Consider the following 19,815-nt stretch of genomic DNA (forward strand, 5'->3'; position numbering starts at 1 on the left):
ACTGTTGGTCTGTGGAGGATGCCGTCCCGATCTCGGTGAACGACGCCGACGGAGTGATGATCGGTTCCCACAATGTCCAGACGAATTACTACTTTTCCGGTGAGTTGCCGGACCGCGTCTTCCGCGTCCCTTTCCCGGTCGACCCCGAGTTCGTCGGCCGGGACGCCGAGATGGCCGCCCTCGCCGAGACGTTGACGACGGGCTCGCGGGCGGTCGTCAACCAGACGATCGCCGGGCTCGGCGGCATCGGAAAGACGCAGCTGGCGGCCCACCTGGCCCATGCCGTCGCCGACCGGTTCCGGATCGTCTGGTGGATCGAGGCCGAGCACCGTTCGACGATGGAGACGTCACTGCGGGAACTGGGCCGGGCAATCGGCCTCGACAAGCCGTCGGGCGCCGAGGCGCTGACACGCCTGTCCTCACCGGACGGACCGGCTGACTGGCTCCTGATCTACGACAACGTCGAGTCGCCGGAGTCGCTGCGCGGGATGTTGCCGACGCGCGGCGCCGGGAACGTGCTGATCACGACACGGCACCAGGACTGGCCGGCGTGGGCGTCCGTGACGAATCTCGGTCCGCTCAGCCCGGAGGCGGCGGCCACGCTGCTGTCCGGACACACCGGGGATCAGACCGCCGAGCGAATCGCGAAGATGTTCGGTTGCCTTCCGCTGGCACTGCGGCAGGCGGCCGCACAACTTCGGGCCGGAATGTCGCTGGAGCGTTACGAGGAGCTGCTGCGATCCCGGTTCGTCGACGCTGTCTCCTCGGCGGCGCCCCTGCCGGACTACAGCCACTCGGTGGCCGACGTCATCCTCATGGCCAGGTCCGCGGCGGAGGCCGTGGAGGGCGAATCGGGCCGTCTGCTCCTTCTGCTGGCCCTGCTCGACGCGGACGGCGTGGAGACCTCACTGCTGAAGCACCTTCCGCCCGGCGATCCGCTGTCGGACCCGTTGGTGATGGCGCGGGCGCTGGCCGCACTCAAGCGATACTCGCTGGTGACGCCGGCGCGATGGTCGCTGGCACACGCCGTGCACCGGGTGGTCCAAGAGGTCGTCCGCAGCGCCGCGAGCGAGGACGACGTCGCGACCGCGGCCCGAACCGCCGTGCTGATGCTGACCGGTGAGGTGGACTCCTGGGCCGGGCACCGGTACGAGCACCGTGTCAGCCGTACCGCCGAGCACCTCAAGCGGTTGCTGGACATAGCCGAGCGTCATTGCGAACGAGAGACCGCGGCCCTGCTCCTCTCCCTGGCCGAGCGAGGAGCAGCGCTACCGGCCGGCGACGGTTCCGTCGCGGGGGCGGCACGACAGGCGCTCAGGCTCGCGGAGAGCGGACGATCGTTCACCGATGACGACGTCGTCGCCGCCCTCCTGAAGGTCCACCAGGTCGAACACCGCAGCTGGGGCTCCTACCCGGAGGGGGATCTGGACACCGCGCCGATCCGGCGCGCCCTCGCGCTGCAACGGGCCGGCGAGCCCGGCGGTTCCGTGGCCGAGGCGGAAATGCTCATGGAACTGGCCAGCACGCTGGCGAGATCGACCGTCTGGTGGGTCGAGTTCGGCTTTCCCGAGGACGATCTGGCCGAGGCGGCCGGCCTCATCGAACTCGCCATCCCGATGCTGGGCACCGACCGGCTCCGGATCGCCTCCGCCCGGGTTCTGCACGCGGGTGTCATCGGGCACCTGCGGCGCGTGGACGAGGCCCTGCTCGAATATCGCGACGCGGTCGCCTCGGCGGAGGCCGACGGCACCCTGTGGGAGCGACGATCCCACGTGGCTTACGCACTGCTCAAGTTCGGCCGCGTCACCGACGCGCGAAGCTTCGCCGAGCCGTGGCTCATGCGGGATCCCGACGACTCGTCCGAGGGCCTCGGCGGGCCGACGTACACCGGCGACCGGGTTTTCACCGCCTGCCTTGAGCTGCAACGCGACTGGCCCGAGTACATCAGGTACGTGGAAACCGGCATCGATGACTGGGAGGGCGTCCTCCGTCACGAGATCGGCGACGGGGCCTGGATCCACGGCTTCTACTCGCTCGCCGACCTGCGGACCGGCCATTCCCGCCTGGAACACAGGGAGGAGGTCGCCAAACTCGACGAGCTGCTGGAGACGGCGAGGTTCGCCGAGGCCACGGGGCGGTTCCCGCACAGGCTCACACGCCGTTTCGTTCTGTGGGACTACATCCGGAAGCTGAAGAACCCCGCGAACTGGAAGCTCGCCACCTACGCCTTCCGGCTGTACGACGCGAAGACGATCGCCCCCCGCGTCCGTGCCCGGGTGGCGCGGGCCCAACGGCTCGCCGAGGAGGGCAAGAGCCCTGCCTCGCTCGAGTACGCCCTGCTCAAGGAGGCGCGTGCGCTCGCGGACGTCGACTGGAAAGCCGCCGTCGCAGCCTTCGAACGCGCCCGGTCCCTGCGCGACGGCGAGCCGGCGGGGTTCGGTATGAGCATGCTCGCTTCCAGCTACCTCGACATGGCGTCACCGGACCGCCCACAGTCACTGGAGTTCGTGCGCAAGGCGGAAGACCTTCTCGCGACGCAGTCCTTCGAGCAACACAGTGTCGAGCGCGGTTGCCGCGATCCCCGCCTCCTGAGCCGGGCAGCGACACTGCGTGCGGAAATGACCGGCGACCACCTGGCCGCCACCGAGCTGGAACTGACCGCGGCGACCATGGAGGAGAAGGTCCACGGTCGCCTCTACCCCGGAGTCGCCGAGCACCTCTGCAACGCGGCCCGGCACGCCGCGAAAGCCAAGACCGCCGTGACTCCGGCCGCCCTGCTCGAAGAGGCTCTGGAGATCGCCACCGTCTGCTTCGGCGACCACACCCCACGCTGGGCCGAATACGCCGCCGAACTCGCCCACGCGATCAGCGACACCGACCCCGCTCGCGCGAAGTCACTGCTGGAGCACGCCTTCCGCATCTTCACCGACTACTACGGCCCGGATCACTCGATGACCAGAGCGGCCGGCGCGGGGCCGCGCGTGAGCTGACTAATGTGGGCGCATGGAGGACGCCGATCCCGTCCCGATCTCCGTGGACAACGTCAACGGCATGATGATCGGCGACCGGAATGTCCTGAACAACTACTTTCCCGGTGGCCGCACCAAGCTGCCGGACCGAGTCTTCCGCGTCCCGTTCCCGATCGACCCGGAGTTCGTCGGCCGGGACGCCGAGATGGCCGCCCTTACCAAGGCGTTGAAGAAGGGATCACGAGCGGTCGTCAACCAGACGATCTCGGGCCTCGGCGGCATCGGCAAGACCCAGCTCGTCGCGCACGTCGCTCACAGGGTCGCCGACCGGTTCCGCATCGTCTGGTGGATCGAATCCGAACACCGGACCACGATGGAGGCGTCACTTCGTGAACTGGGCAAAGCCATGGAACTCGGCGGTGAGCCGTCCAGCACCGAGGTCCTGACCAGCCTGTCCTCCCTCAACAAGTCGATCGACTGGCTGCTGGTCTACGACAACGCCGAGTCGCCGGAGTCGCTGCGGGGCATGCTGCCGACGCGCGGATCCGGCCACGTGCTCATCACGACACGGCACCAGGACTGGCCGGCGTGGGCCTCCGTGACGAATCTCGGTCCGCTGAGCACAAGTGCTGCGGCGACGCTCCTGACCGGTGACAGCGGGGACGAGGCCGCCGAGCGAATCGCGGAGATGTTCGGCTGCCTGCCGCTGGCGCTGCGGCAGGCAGCCGCTCAGCTGCGGGCCGGGATGTCGCTGGAACGTTACGAGGACCTGCTCAGGTCACGCTTCGTCGACGCGATCGAGTCCACCACGGCCCTGCCGGACTACCGCCACTCGGTGGTCGACGTCCTTCTGATGGCGCGGTCGGCCGCCGTGGCGGTGGAGAGTGAAGCCGAACGGCTGCTCCTCATGTTCGCCCTGCTCGACGCCGATCGAGTGGAGGATTGGCTGCTGGAGCGGATGCCGTCCGGTGATTCGCTGGCAGACCCACTGGTGCTGACGCGAGCGATCGCCGCGCTGATGCGGTACTCGCTGGTGACAGAGGTGCGAGGCAAATCAAAGGCCTACGCCGTGCACCGCGTGGTCCAAGAGGTGATCCGGCAGGCGGCGGACGAGGACGCCGTGTCGGCCGCCGCCCGCGTCTGCGTGGTCATGCTCACCGACGCCGTCGCGCCGATCTCGATGCTGGAGGAACAGCGACTCAACCGTGTGGCCGAACACCTGAAACGCTTCCTGGACGTTGCCGAACGCCACTGCGAACGCGAGACCGTGCAGCTCTTTCGTGCCCTCGCCCATAGATCCCGGGCGTCGATGATCACGAAGGAGACCGCCGTCTGGGCAGCGCGACAGGCGCTGCGCATCGCGGAGACGGGAACGTCGTTCACCGATGACGAGATCGTCGCCGCTCTGATGCAGGTTCACCACGTCGAGGCCGACCAGACCTTCTTCCGGCACAGGGAGAAGGACACGACGTCGATCCGGCGTGCCCTCGCGCTGCGGCGAGAGAAAGAGCCGGGCGGGTCTCCGGCGGTGGCCGGCATCCAGCTGGAGCTCGCGAGGACGCTTGCGGGGCAGATGAGCTGGTGGGTCAGCTTCGATTTCGCCGATGAGGATCTGACCGAGGCCGAGTCTCTCGCCGGATCCGCGATCGCGATGCTGGACGCACTCGACCACCGCGACACGATTGCGTCGGCGCGTGTTCTCCGCGCGGGGATCGCCGGCCACCTGGGCCGAGTCGACTCCGCCGTTGCCGAGCATCGCGATGCCGTTGCCATGGCGGAGGCGGACGGCACACTGTGGCCGGGCAGAGTAAACGTCGCTTACGCGCTCCTGAAGTTCGGCCGTCTCGCCGATGCGCGCGAGATGGTTCAGCCCTGGTTCGACCGCGTCGACGACCCGCCTGAGGGCGTCGCTGCCTCTTGGCATCTGACGACGATCTACCAGGTGTACTCGGCATGCCTGCGGGAGCAACACGACTGGCCCGCATATCTCCGGTACGCCGAAAAGGAACGTGAGAAGCCCGCTGAATACTTCTTTTCTCGTGGCGACGGACCCAATCTGATCCACGAGTACTACTCACTTCGAAACGTCCGCACCGGTTACGCCGGCCTGGAACTCCACGACAAGGTCTCGGAGGTCGACGACCTCCTGACCCGCACAAGCCTCCTCAACATCACCGGAAGCGTGCCGCGCCGGTCTCTGAGACTGCCCCGAATATGGGGCATCATCGGCAGGCTTCGACGTTCGAGGGGTCGCTCGTCGATCCTGAACACCGACTGGCTCTATCAGTTGGATCTGCTCGCCGACCGGCCCCGGACCCGGCTTCACCTCGCCCGTGCCGAACGCATCAAACGGGAACGCGAGGACCGGGCCCGCAAACGGGAGTTCCCAGTTCGCGACGCCGAATCCCGGCACGATTCGTCGCAGGCACTGGTCGTGTACGCCCTCATCAGAGAGGCAAACGAACTCGCCGCGCTGGATTGGCGCGCCGCGGTGACCACCTTCGAAAGGGCTCAGGCGCTGATCGACGGCGGGCGGACATCGATCGGGCCCGACACGCTCGCGCGGGCCTGCCTCGGCATGGTGTCCAAGGCACGGCCGCAGTCGTTGCCGTTCCTCGCCAGAGCGATCGACCTGCTCACCACGCATTCCGATCGGACCACCGGGCACAGCGTGGGTTCCAGCTGCACCGTTCCGCCCCTGCTGAGCTACGCCGCCGGCCTCTGTGCCGATATGTCCGAGTACAGCGCCCAATCCGCCCACCTCGAGCTGACCGCCGCGACGGTGGAGGAACGGGTGCACGGGCGCATCTACCCGGCCGTCGCCGAGCACCTGCACAACGCGGCCTGGTACGCCCGGCGATCCGGGACGGATCTGCCCGACAGCGTCACCCCCGCCGTCCTGCTCGAGGAGGTCCTCGAGATCGCCACCGTCTGCCTGGGCGACAGCACTCCTCGGTGGGCCGAGTATGCCGTGGAACTCGCTTACGCGATCAACGACACGGACCCGGCCCGCGCCAGGTCGCTCCTGGAGCGCTCGCTGGAAATCTTCACCGGCGTCTTCGGCCCGGACCATTCGTCGACGAGAGAGGCCGCCGCGGCATTGAAGGCCCGCTAGCCCAGCGCCTGCCGCAGGAAGTCGTCGATCGTGTCCCAGCTGGGAGCCGGTGTGCCGACGCTGACCTGTTCGGTGCCTGCCTGAGTGCGATGGACCGTGTGCCGGACATGGTTGGCCGGGTCGAGGACCTGTCGCCAGTCGTGACCCGCGCCCGGCACCGAGAAGAACGTGGCGTCGCTGCCGTTCGCCCGCAGCGCGTTGTAGAGCAGGACGCTCTGACCGTGCGGGACGAGCTGGTCCTCCTGGCCGTGCAGGATCATGATCGGCGGGTCGTGGTCGCTGAGATGGTTGATCGGGTTGGTCGCCGCCACCGCCTGCGGGCGGGTCTGGATCGGGTAGCCGACCAGGAGCGACTCCGGCGAACCCGGGTCGTTGTGGCAGTCGGTGAGGCCGAGCAGTTCGTTGAAGGACGCCCGCGTTCCCGGCAGCATCTGCTCGTCCATCCGCAGGAAGTCCACCGGCGGGTAGAAGGCAACCGCGGGCACGCCGCAGGTCAGTGCGGCCATGACGGCGGTCCATCCGCCGGACGAGTCCCCCATGACGGCCAAGCGGTGCGGATCGATCCGGTACTCGCCGGCGTGCGACCGCAACCAGTCCATCGCCGCCCTGATGTCGTGCAGCTGAGCCGGGAACGTCGCCTGAGAGCTCGACCGGATGCTGACGCCCGCGACCGCGTACCCTCTGGGGTTGAAGGCCTCGGCGAACGGCCCGGCACTGTCCTTGCCGTTGTCGGCCATCCACGCGGATCCGCCGGTCCAGACGAGCAGGGGCGATGTGGCGCCGTTCGGCACCGGCGGGAGATGGAGATCGAGAAGATTTCCGGGTGCGTAGGCGATGTCGCTGATCACTCGAACAGTCCCAGGGTCTCGATGAGTAGCAATGACGCGTCGTCCTCGCGCTCGCCCGCCGGGATGATCTCCATCATCCGGTCCGCGAGATCGTCCAGCCCCACGCCGGGGTTCTCCGTCAGGACACGGTGCAGGCACTCGATCCCGTCGTCGATCGGGCAGCCCCGCGTCTCGATCAGCCCGTCCGTGTAGAGCAGCAACCGGCTCCCGGCCGGGAGCCGGCGCGTGTGGGTCCGCCGGGTGACCCCGCGCAACGCTCCCAGCAGTGGCCCGCCCAGCGGGAACTGCGTGACCGTCCCGTCCGGCAGCACCAGTGTAGGCGGCAGATGGCCGGCGTTCGCCCAGGTCAGCGTGTGGCCGCCGTCGGGGTCCGCGGTCAGGTAGGCGACCAGGACGGTGGCCATGTCGTCGATGCCGAGCACCCTGGTAGCTCGTTCGAAGCGGGCCAGCAGGGCGGACGGATAGTCGTAGCGGTCGACCAGCAGCGCGCGCAGCATGCTGCGGTAGTGGCCCATCGCTGCCGCCGACGTCACGCCGTGCCCGGCCACGTCGCCGATCACCACGGCCATCCGGGTCTCGTCGATGCGCACCGCGTCGTACCAGTCACCGCCGACCAGGTCGGCGCGGTTGGCCGGGGCGTAGCGGGCCGCCAGCCGTACATGATCAAGCTCGGGCAGCGGCGTGAGCAGCGCCTTCTGCATGGTTTCGGCGGCGGTCCGCCGGTCGTCGTAGGCACTCGCCCGCTGCAGTGCCTGCGCGACGTATCCGGCGAGCGCGATCAGGACCGCCTGCTCGCCCTCGCCCGGCGAGTACTGCTGCTTCCAGCAGAACGTCAGCGCGCCGATCGGGCCGCGCAGGCCCGGCAGCGGCACGCTGACCGCGGCCTGCCAGCCCATCTCGTGGAAGGTCGCCACCGCGTCCGGCGTCTGTGACGTCACCGCCGCCAGGTCGGGCAGGATCACGGTGCGGCCTGTCCGGGCCGCGAGACCGGAGGGTGTACGCACATCGCCGCCATAGGTCGCCCACCGCGAGGCGACGTGCGCCGGCAGCAACCGTCCCGACGCGAGCTGGATGTCGCCGTCGGCGCCCAGCCACGAGACTCCCACGTACGCCGGATCGAGACTGCCGATGACCAGGTCACGGACCGTGTCGACGACGTCGGAGGAGGTGGCCGCCGCACCGAGGGCCGCACTCGCGCGCAGCAGCAGGGCACTGCGGTCGGCCTCGGCCCGGACGGCGATGCGGAGCTGCAGGCTGTCCGAGCAGGCCGCCGCCAGGTCGGCGAGCAGCGAGATCTCCTGCTCGCTCCATTGGCGTGGCTCGTGGTCGATCGCGCACAGCGACCCGAGGGCACGGCCGTCGGCGTCGCGGACCGGCATCGCCGCGTACGCGCGCACTCCCGGATCGGTGCGGGCGTCGCTGACGATGAGCGGCGTATCCCGCCGGTCGCCGTGGTCGAGCGAGACGAACGCGACCGGCACGCCCAGCACCGTGCGGACCATGGCGGCGAACCGGTCGAACATCGGGTCGGCGACCGGGTCCAGGCCGGCACGCAGCGCAGCCGCGAGGCGCTGGGGCTCCTCGCGGCGTCCGCTGCTGCCGTCGGTCATCGGTTCCTCTGGGTGGTCTGCTGGTTGCCCGGGCCACCCTAGCGCCTGTTCAGCCGAGTCACATCGTCCTGATCACCTCGTAGAGGGCCGTCCAGTTGCTCCGCCCGTGCCCGGCGGCGATCGCCCGGTCGTAGAGCGCCTTCACCGCGCCCGGCAGAGCGTCGTCGACACCCGCGCGGCGGCTGGTCCCCAGAATGTGGTCCGCGGTCGCGCCCATCATGAGCACCGTGCTCAGATCGCCTGGATAGGCGCGTTTCTGCAGCTCACCGGCGAGTTCCCGGCCGTCGCCCACCATCGCCGGGATGCCGGTCAGCGTCTCCAGGGCGCCGGGCAGGAAGTCCGCCGCGTCGACACCCTCGGCGGCGACCAGCGCGGTGGCGTGCAGCAGACTCGACAGCGTGGTCAGGAAAGACGTCGAGGTGCGCCTGGTAGAAGAGCTGCGCCAGGCCCGGATCAACCCCGAGATACCTGATCTCTCCGATCAACTCCAGCACCGGGGCATGCTTTCGCATGGCCCCTTCGGGACCGCTGAAGAAGATGTACGAGCCTGAGCCCCCGATCATCGGAGCGGGAACCATGACTCCACCGGTCAGAAAATCCGCCCCGCGCTCCGCCGCCCACACAGCCGCCCGCCGCGACGCGTCCGGGGTGTCCGAGCTGAGGTTGACCAGCACCTTTCCCTCGAGACCGGCGCCGTCGCCCAGGATGTCGTACATCGCCGGATAATCGGTGAGACTCAGGATGATCAGGTCGCCGGCCTCCACCGCCGCGGCCGCGCCGGGTGCGAGCACCGCACCGTCGGCCACCAGGTCCGCTGCGCGGGCGGCCGTCCGGTTCCAGACCGTGACGGCATGGCCGGCCCGCATCAGGGCGCGGGCCATCGCCTGGCCCATCGGGCCGAGACCGATCACGGTGTGGCTCATCGGGGCCGCCTCATCCCTTCGAAGATGCGCGCGGTGCCCCGCTCGCCGTGCCCGTCCGCGATCTGCCGCCGCACGAGGTCGTGCACCGGCCCGAGAACCGCGTCGCCGATCCCCTGGTCGGCCGTCGCCTCGATCAGCGAGGCGAGCGCGGTCTCGGTGAACCGCAGGCTCTGCTGGCCCGCCGCGTCGTAGGCCTGCGCGTCCACGATCGCGGCGTACTCCCGCAGCGCACCCGTCATCGCCGCCAGGAACGGCACCTGACGCTCCGCGAACTCCACGGCGGACACCCCGTCCACCGCCACCATGGCCGCACCCTGCAGGAACCCGGCGAACATCGGGTACATGCCGGTCAGCATCGCCATGTCGTGCAGCGCCGCCGCACCCGCGTCCGCGCCGTGGAAGCTCGCCGCGCCCCACACCTCCAGAAGCTTGCGATGCTCCTCGAAGGCGCCGGCGTCACCGCTGTACAGGATCGCCGACCCGGCCCCACCGATCATCTCCGGCACCGCCATGATCGCGCCGTCGAGGTACGTGATCCCGTGCCCGGCCGCCCAGCCGGCAAGCTCCCGCGACTGCTTCGGCGTCGTCGTGGTCAGGTTGACCACCGTCCGCCCTCCGAGGCCCGCCGCGACCGGATCGAGCACCTCGTGCACCGACGCCTGATCCAGCAGACAGACGACGATCACCCCGCCGCCCGCCACAGCCTCCCCGGCGCTGCCCGCAACCACCGCACGCCCGTCGAACGACCTCGCACTCCGATTCCACACCAGGGCCTCGTAGCCCGCGTCGAGGGCGGCGGTGGCCAGCGCGCCACCCATCGCCCCCAGTCCCAAGAAGGTCGTCTTCATGAGAACCATGCTTGGCGCATACCATCAAACGGACAAGTACTCACTAATTAGTGCGGTACTTACCTTTTGGTAAGGAGCCCTCATGGCACCGAGCGCCCGCCGCGGCCCGTACATCTGCGGCATCGACGCCGCGATGGACGTCGTCTCCGGCAAGTGGAAATCCCTGATCCTGTGGGAACTCGCCAACTACGGCACCCGCCGCTTCGGCGAACTGCGCAGAGGCCTGCCCGGCGTCAGCGAGAAGATGCTGATCCAGCACCTGCGCGAGATGGAGGAGGACGGGTTGCTGCATCGCGAGGTCTTCCGAGAGGTACCACCCCGAGTCGAGTACTCCCTGACCGACGACGGCCGCTCTCTGAACGAGGCCCTGCGCCCCCTCGGCGACTGGGGCACCCGCCGCAACGAACGCCTGACAGCGGACGCCTGACCACTACGGTGGATCCATGCAGGACGACCCGATCCCGGTGACCGTGGACTCCTCCCACGGCGTGATGATCGGCGACCACAACGTCCTGCACCTCCACCAGCCGCAACCGGCTCCGGCGCGCCCCGTGTGGCGGATCCCCTTCCCGGTCGACCCGGAGTTCATCGGCCGCGACACCGAGATGGCCGCCCTGATCGAGGCCCTCGAGCCCGGCTCGCGCACCGTCGTCAACCAGACGATCTCCGGCCTGGGCGGCATCGGGAAAACGCAGCTGGCCGCCCACGCCGCCCACGCCGTCGCCGACCGCTTCCGCATCGTCTGGTGGATCGAGGCCGAACACCGCACGACAATCGAGGCGTCCCTCCAGGAGCTGGGCAAAGCCCTCGACTTCGGCAAGAACCCGAGCACCACGGAGGTGCTGGCACGACTGTCCTCGTTCGAGGACGCGGCCGAGTGGCTACTGATCTACGACAACGCCGAATCTCCGCAGTCGCTGCGCGGACTCCTGCCGACCCGGGGCTCCGGCGTCGTCCTGATCACGACGCGCTACCACGACTGGCCCGCCTGGGCTCCGGTCTTCCGCCTCGGCCCACTGAGCGACGAGGCAGCCGCCCAGGTGCTGACGAAAGGGTCGCCGAGCCAGGCGGCCCAGCGAATAGCGGAGATGTTCGGCTGTCTCCCGCTCGCGCTGCGGCAGGCGGCGGCCCAGATCGAGGCCGGCCTGCCGCTGGAGACCTACGAGCAGATGCTGCGCTCGCGCTTCGTCGAGGCGGTGGGGTCCGCCGAGCCCCTCCCCGACTACAACCACTCCGTGGTCGACGTGGTCGTGCTGGCCAGCTCGGCAGCCGCCGCCGTCGAACCCGAATCGGCACGGCTGCTCCTGCTCCTTGCACTCCTCGACCCCGACCGCGTCGACGACGGCCTCCTGCGGCATGTACCCGCCTCCGACCCCCTCGCGGATCCGCTGGTGCTGGCCCGGTCGATCGCCGCGCTCAAACGCTTCTCCCTGGTGACTGAGGTCGAGGGCGCCACAAGGGCCTACGCCATGCACCGCCTGACCCAGGAGGTCGTGCGCCGCACCGTCGGGAGCGACCACGCTGAGGTCGCGGAGACCGCCCTCCGAGCGCTGAACAGAACGATCGGCGCGGAGTCCATACCGGCGAGGGCAGCAGTGCCGGCGGTCGCGCACCTGCGGAACTTCATCGCCGTCGCCAGGCGCGATCATCCGCAGGCGACCGTTCGGCTCCTCACGGCGGTCGCTTCGCGGACGATTCCGGAACGCGGAGCGCTGTCGAGCATCGTGTGGGCGGCTCGCACCGCGCTGGACATCGTGGAGACTGACCGATCGTTTTCCGACAGCGACCTTCTGTCCGCCCTCATGTGTGTTCACCGCGCCGAGAAACGGATGTCGGCAATCGGCTCGCCAATGGATACCACGCCGATTCGGCGCGCCATGGCGATGGAGCTGAGGCGGGAGCCGGAAGGGTCTGCCGCTCTGGCGACGTTGCAACTCGAACTCGCCGGCACCATCGCGCCTCAACCCCGCTGGCGGAGGCCAAGGCCCGTCGTGAGCCGGGATGCGCTGACGGAGGCTTTGGAGCTGACCCGGTCCGCGATCGGGCAATGGGGGGATGAGGAGGGCCGGGACGCCGTCCAGGAGGCACGCCTCCTGCATGCGTCGATCACCGGGCGACTCGGACAGGTGGACGAGGCCCTGGCAGAGTATTCCGGTGCGATCGCGTCGGCGGAAAACGACGGCACGCTGTGGCGGCACCGGGTCACGATCGCCGAGGAGATCCTTGCGTTCGGTCGCATCGCAACCGCACGGACCGTCGTCCAACCATGGATCGCACAGCCCGTGAGCGACGGCGGGTTCAGTGCCTTTCTCCAGAGGCAGATCGACGACGTGTACTTCGCGTGTGCCGCAGGACGACTGGACTGGGCGGAATGCCTCAAGGTGGCGGAGTCGAGACGTTCCAGCCGGATGGAGAGCTTCACGTTCCGCGAGGACTTTGCCTCGCTGAGGCTGATGCGCACCGCGTTCGCCGGCCTGGAGCGGTGGGCCGAGGTCGAGAAGATCGACGAACGCCTGGCCCGCGAACCCGGCCGGAGGACGCTCGAGATGCTTCACGAGGAGCGTCTCCAATGGGAACAGCGAGATACGCCCTTCGCCCGGGAACTGGTCACCCTGCTACTACTCCAGGAGGCCCAAGCACTCACTGCCGTCGATTGGGATTCTGCCGTCGCCACGTTCGACCGAGCACGTTCGCTGGTCGATGGCGATGCGGTCACCTTCCACCAATTGGCGGAAGCGTGCCTCGTCATGGCCTCAAAGGCACGGCCGCATTCGCCGGAATATGTCGACGAATGCCTGGATATCCTGGCAAGACATCCGGAGGGAGCACCGAGCCTGATGAGCCGGGCGGCGGAGCTCTATGTGGAGATCGCGGGCGACTACGCGACGGCGGCGAAACTTGAGTTCTCCGCGGCGGCCCTGGAGGAACAAGCGCACGGCCGCGTCTTTCCCACCGTCGCTGAGCACCTCTCCAACGCGGTTCGGTATTCCTCCGGTGATCACGTCGACCTGCTGGAAGAGATCCTGGAGATCGCCGCCGTGTGTGTCGGGGAGGAGTGCCCGCGCTGGGCCGGGTACGCCGTCGACCTCGCCGAGGCGTTGACGACGACGGACCCGGCCCGCGCGCGGGACCTGTTGGAGCGGGCCCACCGGATCCTCTCCGGCGCCTACGGCCCGGGCCACTCGGCGACGAAACGGGCCTACCGGCCGGAGGAAGCCTGACCACTACGGTGGATCCATGCAGGACGACCCGATCCCGGTGACCGTGGACTCCTCCCACGGCGTGATGATCGGCGACCACAACGTCCTGCACCTCCACCAGCCGCAGCTCGCGCCGGCACGCCCCGTCTGGCGGATCCCCTTCCCCGTCGACCCGGAGTTCATCGGCCGCGACACCGAGATGGCGGCCCTGACCGAGGCGCTGACCATGGGCTCACGAGCCGTCGTCAACCAGACCGTCACCGGGCTCGGCGGGATCGGGAAGACCCAGCTGGCGGCGCACGTCGCGCACGCCATGGCCGACCGTTTCCGGATCGTCTGGTGGATCGAGGCGGAGCACCGCTCGACGATCGAGGTGTCCTTCCGCGAGCTCGGAAGGGCGCTGGGACTCGGAGAGGATCCGTCGAGCACCGAGGTGCTCGCGTGGCTGTCCTCGCTGGACGGCGCCGTCGATTGGCTGCTGATCTACGACAATGCCGAGTCACCGCAGTCGCTGCAAGGACTGCTGCCGACGCGCGGATCCGGGTCCGTGCTGATCACGACACGCTGCCATGACTGGCCGGCATGGGCATCGGTTCTGAGACTCGGCCCGCTGAGCGACGAGGCGGCCGCCGGCCTGCTGACCGGGAAGACCGCCGGCGGGGATGCTCGGCGCATCGCCAGGATGCTCGGCTGCCTACCGCTGGCGCTCAGACAGGCCGCGGCGCAGATTCGCGCAGGGATCCCTTTGGACCGGTACGAAGAGTTGCTCCGGTCGAGATTCGTCGACGCTGCCGGATCGCCGGTCCCCTTGCCGGACTACCACCACTCGATCGTCGAGGTAGTCCTTTTCGCACGCTCGGCGGCCGCCAAGATCGAGCCGGAGTCGTCGCGACTGCTTCTCCTCCTGTCCTTCATGGCCGCCGACGACGTCTCCGGCCTGTTGTTGCGAATGATCCCCGCAGACGACCGTCTCGCTGATCCGCTGGTGATGGCCCGGTCGCTCACCGCCCTCAAACGCTTCTCCCTGGTCACCGAGGTGGATGGGGAGGGACGTGCCTATGCCGTCCACCGGCTCGTCCAGGAGGTCGTGCGGTCCACCGGCGAAGACCAGCTCGAAGACGTCACGGGACTCGCGCTGCGGACCCTGACCAGGTTGATAACCGGCGAACACCAGGTCTCCACGGCCCGTATGGTGCGAGTTACCGTCTCGGTGCGCCCGCTGATCCAGATGGCGAGGCGACTCCATCCGCGAACAGCGGTGGAGCTCCTCGGTCTGCTCCACTCGCCTGCTGTCAGCTCCGCGGGTCGAGCGACCCTCGGCTGGGCGGCGCGGGCCGCGCTCGAGATCATTGAGGAGGACGGTTCGTTCTCCGATGACGAGCTCCAAACCGCGTTGATTCACGTCCATCGGGCCGAACAGCGCTGGGACCACACATCACCCGGCCGGACCTTCGACACCACGCCGATCCGGCGCGCCTTGGAGATGCAGCGGGCGAAGGATCCACACGGGTCGGCCACGGTCGCGGAGTTGCAGCTGGAACTTGCCCAGGAACTGGCGCAGCGGGACCTGGCCGAAGCCGCGGCCCTGATCGAGTCCGCGATCTCGATGTGGAACGGCGATGAGTTCCGGGTGCGGAGGGCGGAGGCACATGTCCTGCACGCGAGCGTCACCGGTCATCTCGGCCTGGTCGACGAAGCCGTCGCCGAGTCTTTCCGGGCGATCAGGTTGATGGAGAGCGACGGCTCGCTCTGGGCATGGCGGGCGCAAGTCGCCGAAGCGCTCCTGAAATTCGGGCGCGTCGCTGACGCCCGGTCCGCTGCCGAGCCGCTCTTCGACCGACGTCCGCCCAGAGCCGCCAACACTGCTGGCTTCTCTGACTTGGACGGTGAGCTTTTCGGACAAATTTATCCGAGATGCCTCTTCGAGCAGCGCGACTGGGCGGCACTCGTCAAATACGCGCGGGTAAGGCTCGAAGAGTCCGAGTCGAGCTTCCTTCCAATCGGCCTCAGCCCGAGATTCAAGCCCGACCACTCGGCGGCGACGATGCTGCGTTCCCTTCACGTTCTGCTGGAAATGGACCTGCCGGGCCCAGAAGGGGCCGAGGACGATTCCGGGCTCGACCCAGCTCACGTCGTGCGGCTTCAGGTGGAGGCCCTGGCCAGGCGAAAGTACGTCAAGTCCGACTACACGGTGGGGTTCCGCACGGAGGACGACTCCTACCTCTGGTGCGAGCTGCCGGACCCGGTCGACAGCGGGGAGCGGGAACTCGAGACCGTCGCCATCCGCATCGGCGAGAGAACGCCGCGGTGGGCCAGATACGCCGTCGGGCTGGCCGAGTCGATCAGTGAGACGGACCCGGCCAGGGCACGGGAACTGCTGGAGCGGGCCGCAGGGATCTACTCCGAGTTCTACGGCCCGCACCATTCGATGACGCAGAGGGCCTACCGGCTCCTCACCGCGTAGGTGTCGTTGGTGAGCCAGGGGCCGAGCAGGTTCTGTGAGTAGCGACTGTCCAGCACCTCGCTGACCCCACCCGGAAGGGAGTCCACCGAGTCCCAGCCGGAAGAGGTGGCGGCGGCCACGAAGCGCCGGGACGGGATCAGGCTGATGACGAACTTGTCCGGGGTGTCGGCTCGGACCGGGTGGCCGGAGACGTCCGGGACGTTGTAGCCGCCGTCGATGGGGATGCCGGGCAGGCCGGGTAGTGGTGAGGTGAAGCGGTTGCCCTCGGACGGGATCGAGTAGGGCGCGCCCAGTGGGGACGAGAGCACGATGCGGTGGAGCTTGCCCCAGCGGTAGTCGTTCTGGTCGGTCGAGTTCCCGTACGCAATCTTGAAGTTGTCGGAAGCGGCGAGGGTGAGTGCGTCGCTGAGGCTGAGCAGCACCAGATAGTCGCGGCGGTCTGCGGGGTCGGTGATTCCGGGGACCGCGAAGAAGTCGATGCCGGAGCGGCCGACGCCGGAGCGCGCCGGGAAGTCGTCCAGCAGGCGGCGCAGGGCGGGCACCGCGTGGAGCTCGCCGGACAGTGGCAGCGAGGGTGAGACGCGCTGGATCGGGCGGTCCATGACGTTGACCGCGAAGCGGCCGCGCCACAGGGCGAAGATGGTCGCCGCGACGCTGTCGGCGATCTCCCTGCCAGTGGGCCGGCTCAGGCGGCCGTCGCGGTCGGCGGCGTCGTAGCCCTCCGGGATGCCGGTCGGGTAGGTGAAGTTCCAGCGGGACAGCCGGCCGGCCGCCTCGGCGACGCGGGGATCGCGGGCCAGCGCGGCCAGTTGCGGCGCCGTGCTGGTGCGGGCCCGGTTGAAGGCGGCGGTGATGAGCGGGGTGAAGTACTGGCCGTCCAGAGCCGTCGTGTCGGCCTGCATGGCGATCACGTCGGCGGTGGTGATCGGGCCGCGGCGGATCGCCGATTCGATCATGTCGGTGATGCGGCGGGCGCGGAAGCCGTTGTGGGCGAAACTCAGGTAGGAGATGCCGCCGCCGGGCCGCATCTGGTTGAGCATGTTGTTGTCGAAGGTGTTGCCGGTCGAGTCGTTGTTGGCCGACACGAAGAAGCCGGCAGGCGGATTCACGATCTTGGGGAGTTCGGCGAAAGGCATTATTTCGTACGGCAGAGACTGGCTCGGCTGCCGATCAGTGACCGGAAGCCACTCGTTCCCACCGGTACCGTCGCGCAGCAGGTACGGCGGGTTCCCGCGCACCTTCCCGGCCTGCAGGTCCTCACGGATCGGCACCTCGGCGTTGGTGAAGTACGCGATCGTCCCGGTCACGTCCGCGTACGTGAAGTGCTGCGCCCCCACGTCGAAATGCTGGATCGCCTCGGTGAAGTCGTCGAGGTCGCGAGCCAGGTTGAGCCGCCGGAACGCCTCCAGCTCGGTGGTCGGCGAGAACCCCGTGTACTGCACCGACAGCCCGGTCCCGGCCGCGGTGTCGACCGACAGCAGCGGCCCGTTGTTGCGGCGCGGCACGATCAGCGTCCGCCCGGGCGGCGCCGGGTCGAGCGCGTCGATCCGGCCGGGCGCACGCGGATTCACCCGGTACGCCTCCTCGATCGCCACCACCGGCTCGAGCTTCCCCCGGTAGACAGTGGACAGCCCGCTGGGCGACGACGGGTCCTGCCGGATCTGCTCGGCGTACGTGTCCGCGACGTCCGCCAGGTGCTGTGTCGCCGCGTACGCGATGTGCCGGTTCTGCCCGAGCACGACGAACGGTGTCCCGGGCAGACTGTCGCCCTGCACGTCGAACCCACCACCGCGCAGCGTGATCGGGTACAGGACCGCCGGCGTCTCCAGGTTGAGGTGCGGGTCGCTCGCCAGGATCGGCCGCCCGGACGCGGTGTGCCGCCCGCCGATCACCCACGAGTTCGATCCGCGGTCACCGGTCCGGTTCAGCGCGTCACTGATCAGCGGCGTCTGCTCCGCGCGCTTGAGGTAGTCCGCCGCCATCCGCGTCACCGACGGGTGCGGGTCCACCGTCTCGACGGAGGCGGCCCGGCCCGGCACCGGCACCGGCACCGGCGAGGCCGGGCTGAACGGCGCGAACCGGAACAGGTCCTCGAACACCGTGGTGTGCCCGTCGAAGCCGGCCGCGTCGTACGCCCGCACGGCAAGGGTCCGGTCGATGTCCAGGTCGAACGAGAGCGTGAACGCGAGCGCCTTGTTGACCACCAGACTGTCCACCACGGTCCACGGCTGGACCTTCGTGACCTGGACAGCCCCATACTGGCTGGGCAACCGGCCGCGGTCCAGCCAGGCGTTGACGCCTTCCGCGTACGCGCGGAGCGCCTCCTGCGTCGGCCGGGAGAGCAGCGCGACGCCCTTCTCGGCGGAACGCCGCAAACCCATCGTCCGCATCTGCATGTCGCCCGGCAGTGCGGACGCGCCGAGCAGTTCGGCGAGCGTCCCCGAGGCGCGGCGCCGGTTCACGTCCATCTGGAACATCCGGTCCTCGGCGTGCACCCAGCCCTGCCGGAAGAACAGCTCGTGGGCGTTCGACGCCCGGATGTGCGGCACACCGGCCGCGTCCCGGGTCACCTCCCCGGCGGCCTCGGCGGGTGGCGCCACCAGCACCCCGGCGAAAACGGTCAGCGCGATCCAGCGTCGCATCTGCGGCTCCTCTCGGTCGCCGCAGGTTCGGTCCGGGGGCGGGAACGGATGCGGTCAGATCAACGACGGACCCGCCGGGACCAGCGCGTCCGGCCCGATCGCGTCCACACCGCCGCGCCCGAGCAGCGTCAGGATCGTGGTCATCTCGGTCCGCAACAGCTCCAGCACCCGCACCACCCCGGCCTGACCGTCCGCCGCGAGCCCGTACGCCGCGAGCCGCCCGATCACCACCACGTCCGCGCCGAGGGCCAGGGCCTTGACCACGTCCGCGCCGCTGCGGACGCCGCTGTCCAGGGCGATCGGCACGCCGTGACCGACCGCAGCGCGGATCGTGGGCAGCACGTCCAGCGACGCCCGCTGCCCGTCCAGCTGGCGGCCGCCGTGGTTCGACACGATCAGGCCGGCGGCACCGGCCTCGATCGCGGCGTGCGCGTCCGGCACCGTCATGATGCCCTTGGCGATCCACGGCAGGCCGACATCGTCCAGCAGGCCGCTCAGCCGGTGCCACGACCACACCGCCGCGGCCGGGTCGATCAGCTGGCCGAGCTGCCCGAACGCCTCCTCGACACTGGCGTAGTTCCCGGCGAACAGCCCGTAGTCCGGCAGATAGCCGTTGCGCAGATTGCGTTCCCGCCAGCCCGCGATCGGCACGTCGCACGTGACGCACAGCCCTCGATAACCGGCGTCGGCGTAGCGCCGGGCGATCTTGAGGAAGCCCTCGTCGCTGCCCATCGGATGGATCTGCCCGAACGTCGCGCCGATCTCCTCCAGGGAGTGGGTGCCGGCCTCGGGCGCGATTCCCGCGACGCCGAACGCCGCGGTTGCCCGCGCCACCGCCACCTGCCCGTCCGGGTGGAACAGCCCGTCGGCGCCGAACGGCGCGGTGAGCACCGGGATCGCCAGGCCCGCACCGAGGAACCGCGCCGACGTCGACGGTGCCGGCAGACCGCTCATCACGCGCGGGGAGAACGCCCAGCGTTCGAACGCACGCCGGTTGCGCCGCAGCGTCGACTCCTCCCCCGCACCCCCTTCCAGGAAGTCGCGCTCGGCCGGCGAGAGGTTCGCCAGTGCCACGGATCGGATCTCGTCGAGGGTGTTCATGTCATCCACGGTCGCGCCAGACGGTGCCGCCCCGCGTCCGTCATCCGCCCATCGATCCGGTGTGGAATGCCTTAGCCGGATCGGAAACCCTACTT

Annotated in this window: 11 protein-coding genes and 1 pseudogene; 5 read left to right on the forward strand and 7 right to left on the reverse strand. The window is 69.2% G+C overall.

What is annotated here, in order from left to right:
- Positions 1 to 11 precede the first annotated feature (11 nt).
- Entirely contained in the window at positions 12 to 2,990 is a 2,979-nt protein-coding gene (locus AB0M02_RS26675) for a hypothetical protein (RefSeq protein ID WP_364231262.1), read from the forward strand.
- A 13-nt stretch (positions 2,991 to 3,003) separates the two neighbouring features.
- Positions 3,004 to 6,084, forward strand: coding sequence for a hypothetical protein (locus AB0M02_RS26680; RefSeq protein ID WP_364231265.1), 3,081 nt, complete (start codon positions 3,004 to 3,006; stop codon positions 6,082 to 6,084).
- Here the strand turns inward: AB0M02_RS26680 and AB0M02_RS26685 are convergent.
- From AB0M02_RS26685 to AB0M02_RS26705, 5 genes and pseudogenes are all read right to left on the reverse strand, one after another.
- On the reverse strand, positions 6,081 to 6,932 hold the full coding sequence (locus AB0M02_RS26685; RefSeq protein ID WP_364231267.1) for an alpha/beta hydrolase: 852 nt from the start codon (positions 6,930 to 6,932) through the stop codon (positions 6,081 to 6,083). The genes AB0M02_RS26680 and AB0M02_RS26685 overlap by 4 nt on opposite strands.
- Positions 6,929 to 8,542 (reverse strand): SpoIIE family protein phosphatase, encoded by a 1,614-nt coding sequence (locus AB0M02_RS26690; protein WP_364231268.1) that lies wholly within the window; start codon positions 8,540 to 8,542, stop codon positions 6,929 to 6,931. The genes AB0M02_RS26685 and AB0M02_RS26690 overlap by 4 nt, the downstream gene beginning before the upstream one ends.
- 58 nt (positions 8,543 to 8,600) lie before the next feature.
- Complete coding sequence (locus AB0M02_RS26695) at positions 8,601 to 8,999, reverse strand: hypothetical protein (protein ID WP_364231269.1); 399 nt, start codon at positions 8,997 to 8,999, stop codon at positions 8,601 to 8,603.
- A gap of 76 nt (positions 9,000 to 9,075) precedes the next feature.
- A pseudogene (locus AB0M02_RS26700) lies at positions 9,076 to 9,465 on the reverse strand (NAD(P)-binding domain-containing protein); the annotation flags it as partial.
- Complete coding sequence (locus AB0M02_RS26705; RefSeq protein ID WP_364231271.1) at positions 9,462 to 10,313, reverse strand: NAD(P)-binding domain-containing protein; 852 nt, start codon at positions 10,311 to 10,313, stop codon at positions 9,462 to 9,464. The gene AB0M02_RS26705 and the pseudogene AB0M02_RS26700, both read right to left, overlap by 4 nt.
- An 82-nt stretch (positions 10,314 to 10,395) precedes the next feature.
- On the opposite strand from AB0M02_RS26705, the gene AB0M02_RS26710 reads away from it, so the two are divergent.
- The 3 genes from AB0M02_RS26710 (at position 10,396) to AB0M02_RS26720 (ending at position 15,977) form a co-directional block, all read left to right on the forward strand.
- A complete protein-coding gene (locus tag AB0M02_RS26710; protein WP_364231273.1) occupies positions 10,396 to 10,740 on the forward strand; it encodes a helix-turn-helix domain-containing protein in 345 nt (114 codons plus the stop codon).
- Positions 10,741 to 10,801: 61 nt separating this feature from the next.
- Positions 10,802 to 13,534 carry a hypothetical protein gene (locus tag AB0M02_RS26715; RefSeq protein ID WP_364231276.1) on the forward strand — a complete coding sequence of 911 codons (2,733 nt, stop codon included), beginning with the start codon at positions 10,802 to 10,804 and terminating at the stop codon, positions 13,532 to 13,534.
- 178 nt (positions 13,535 to 13,712) lie between these two features.
- Positions 13,713 to 15,977, forward strand: a complete 2,265-nt coding sequence (locus AB0M02_RS26720; RefSeq protein WP_364231278.1) for a hypothetical protein — start codon at positions 13,713 to 13,715, stop codon at positions 15,975 to 15,977.
- Here AB0M02_RS26720 and AB0M02_RS26725 read toward each other — a convergent pair.
- Together AB0M02_RS26725 and AB0M02_RS26730 are read right to left on the reverse strand one after the other, a co-directional pair.
- The gene (locus tag AB0M02_RS26725; protein WP_364231280.1) at positions 15,956 to 18,619 is read right to left on the reverse strand and encodes a penicillin acylase family protein; all 2,664 of its coding nucleotides are present in this window, start codon (positions 18,617 to 18,619) and stop codon (positions 15,956 to 15,958) included. The two genes, AB0M02_RS26720 and AB0M02_RS26725, sit on opposite strands and share 22 nt — an antisense overlap.
- A 54-nt stretch (positions 18,620 to 18,673) precedes the next feature.
- Complete coding sequence (locus tag AB0M02_RS26730) at positions 18,674 to 19,720, reverse strand: alpha-hydroxy acid oxidase (protein WP_364231282.1); 1,047 nt, start codon at positions 19,718 to 19,720, stop codon at positions 18,674 to 18,676.
- Between the last annotated feature and the right edge of the window lie 95 nt (positions 19,721 to 19,815).

The sequence above is a fragment of the Actinoplanes sp. NPDC051861 genome (assembly GCF_040681145.1).
GTDB lineage: Bacteria > Actinomycetota > Actinomycetes > Mycobacteriales > Micromonosporaceae > Actinoplanes.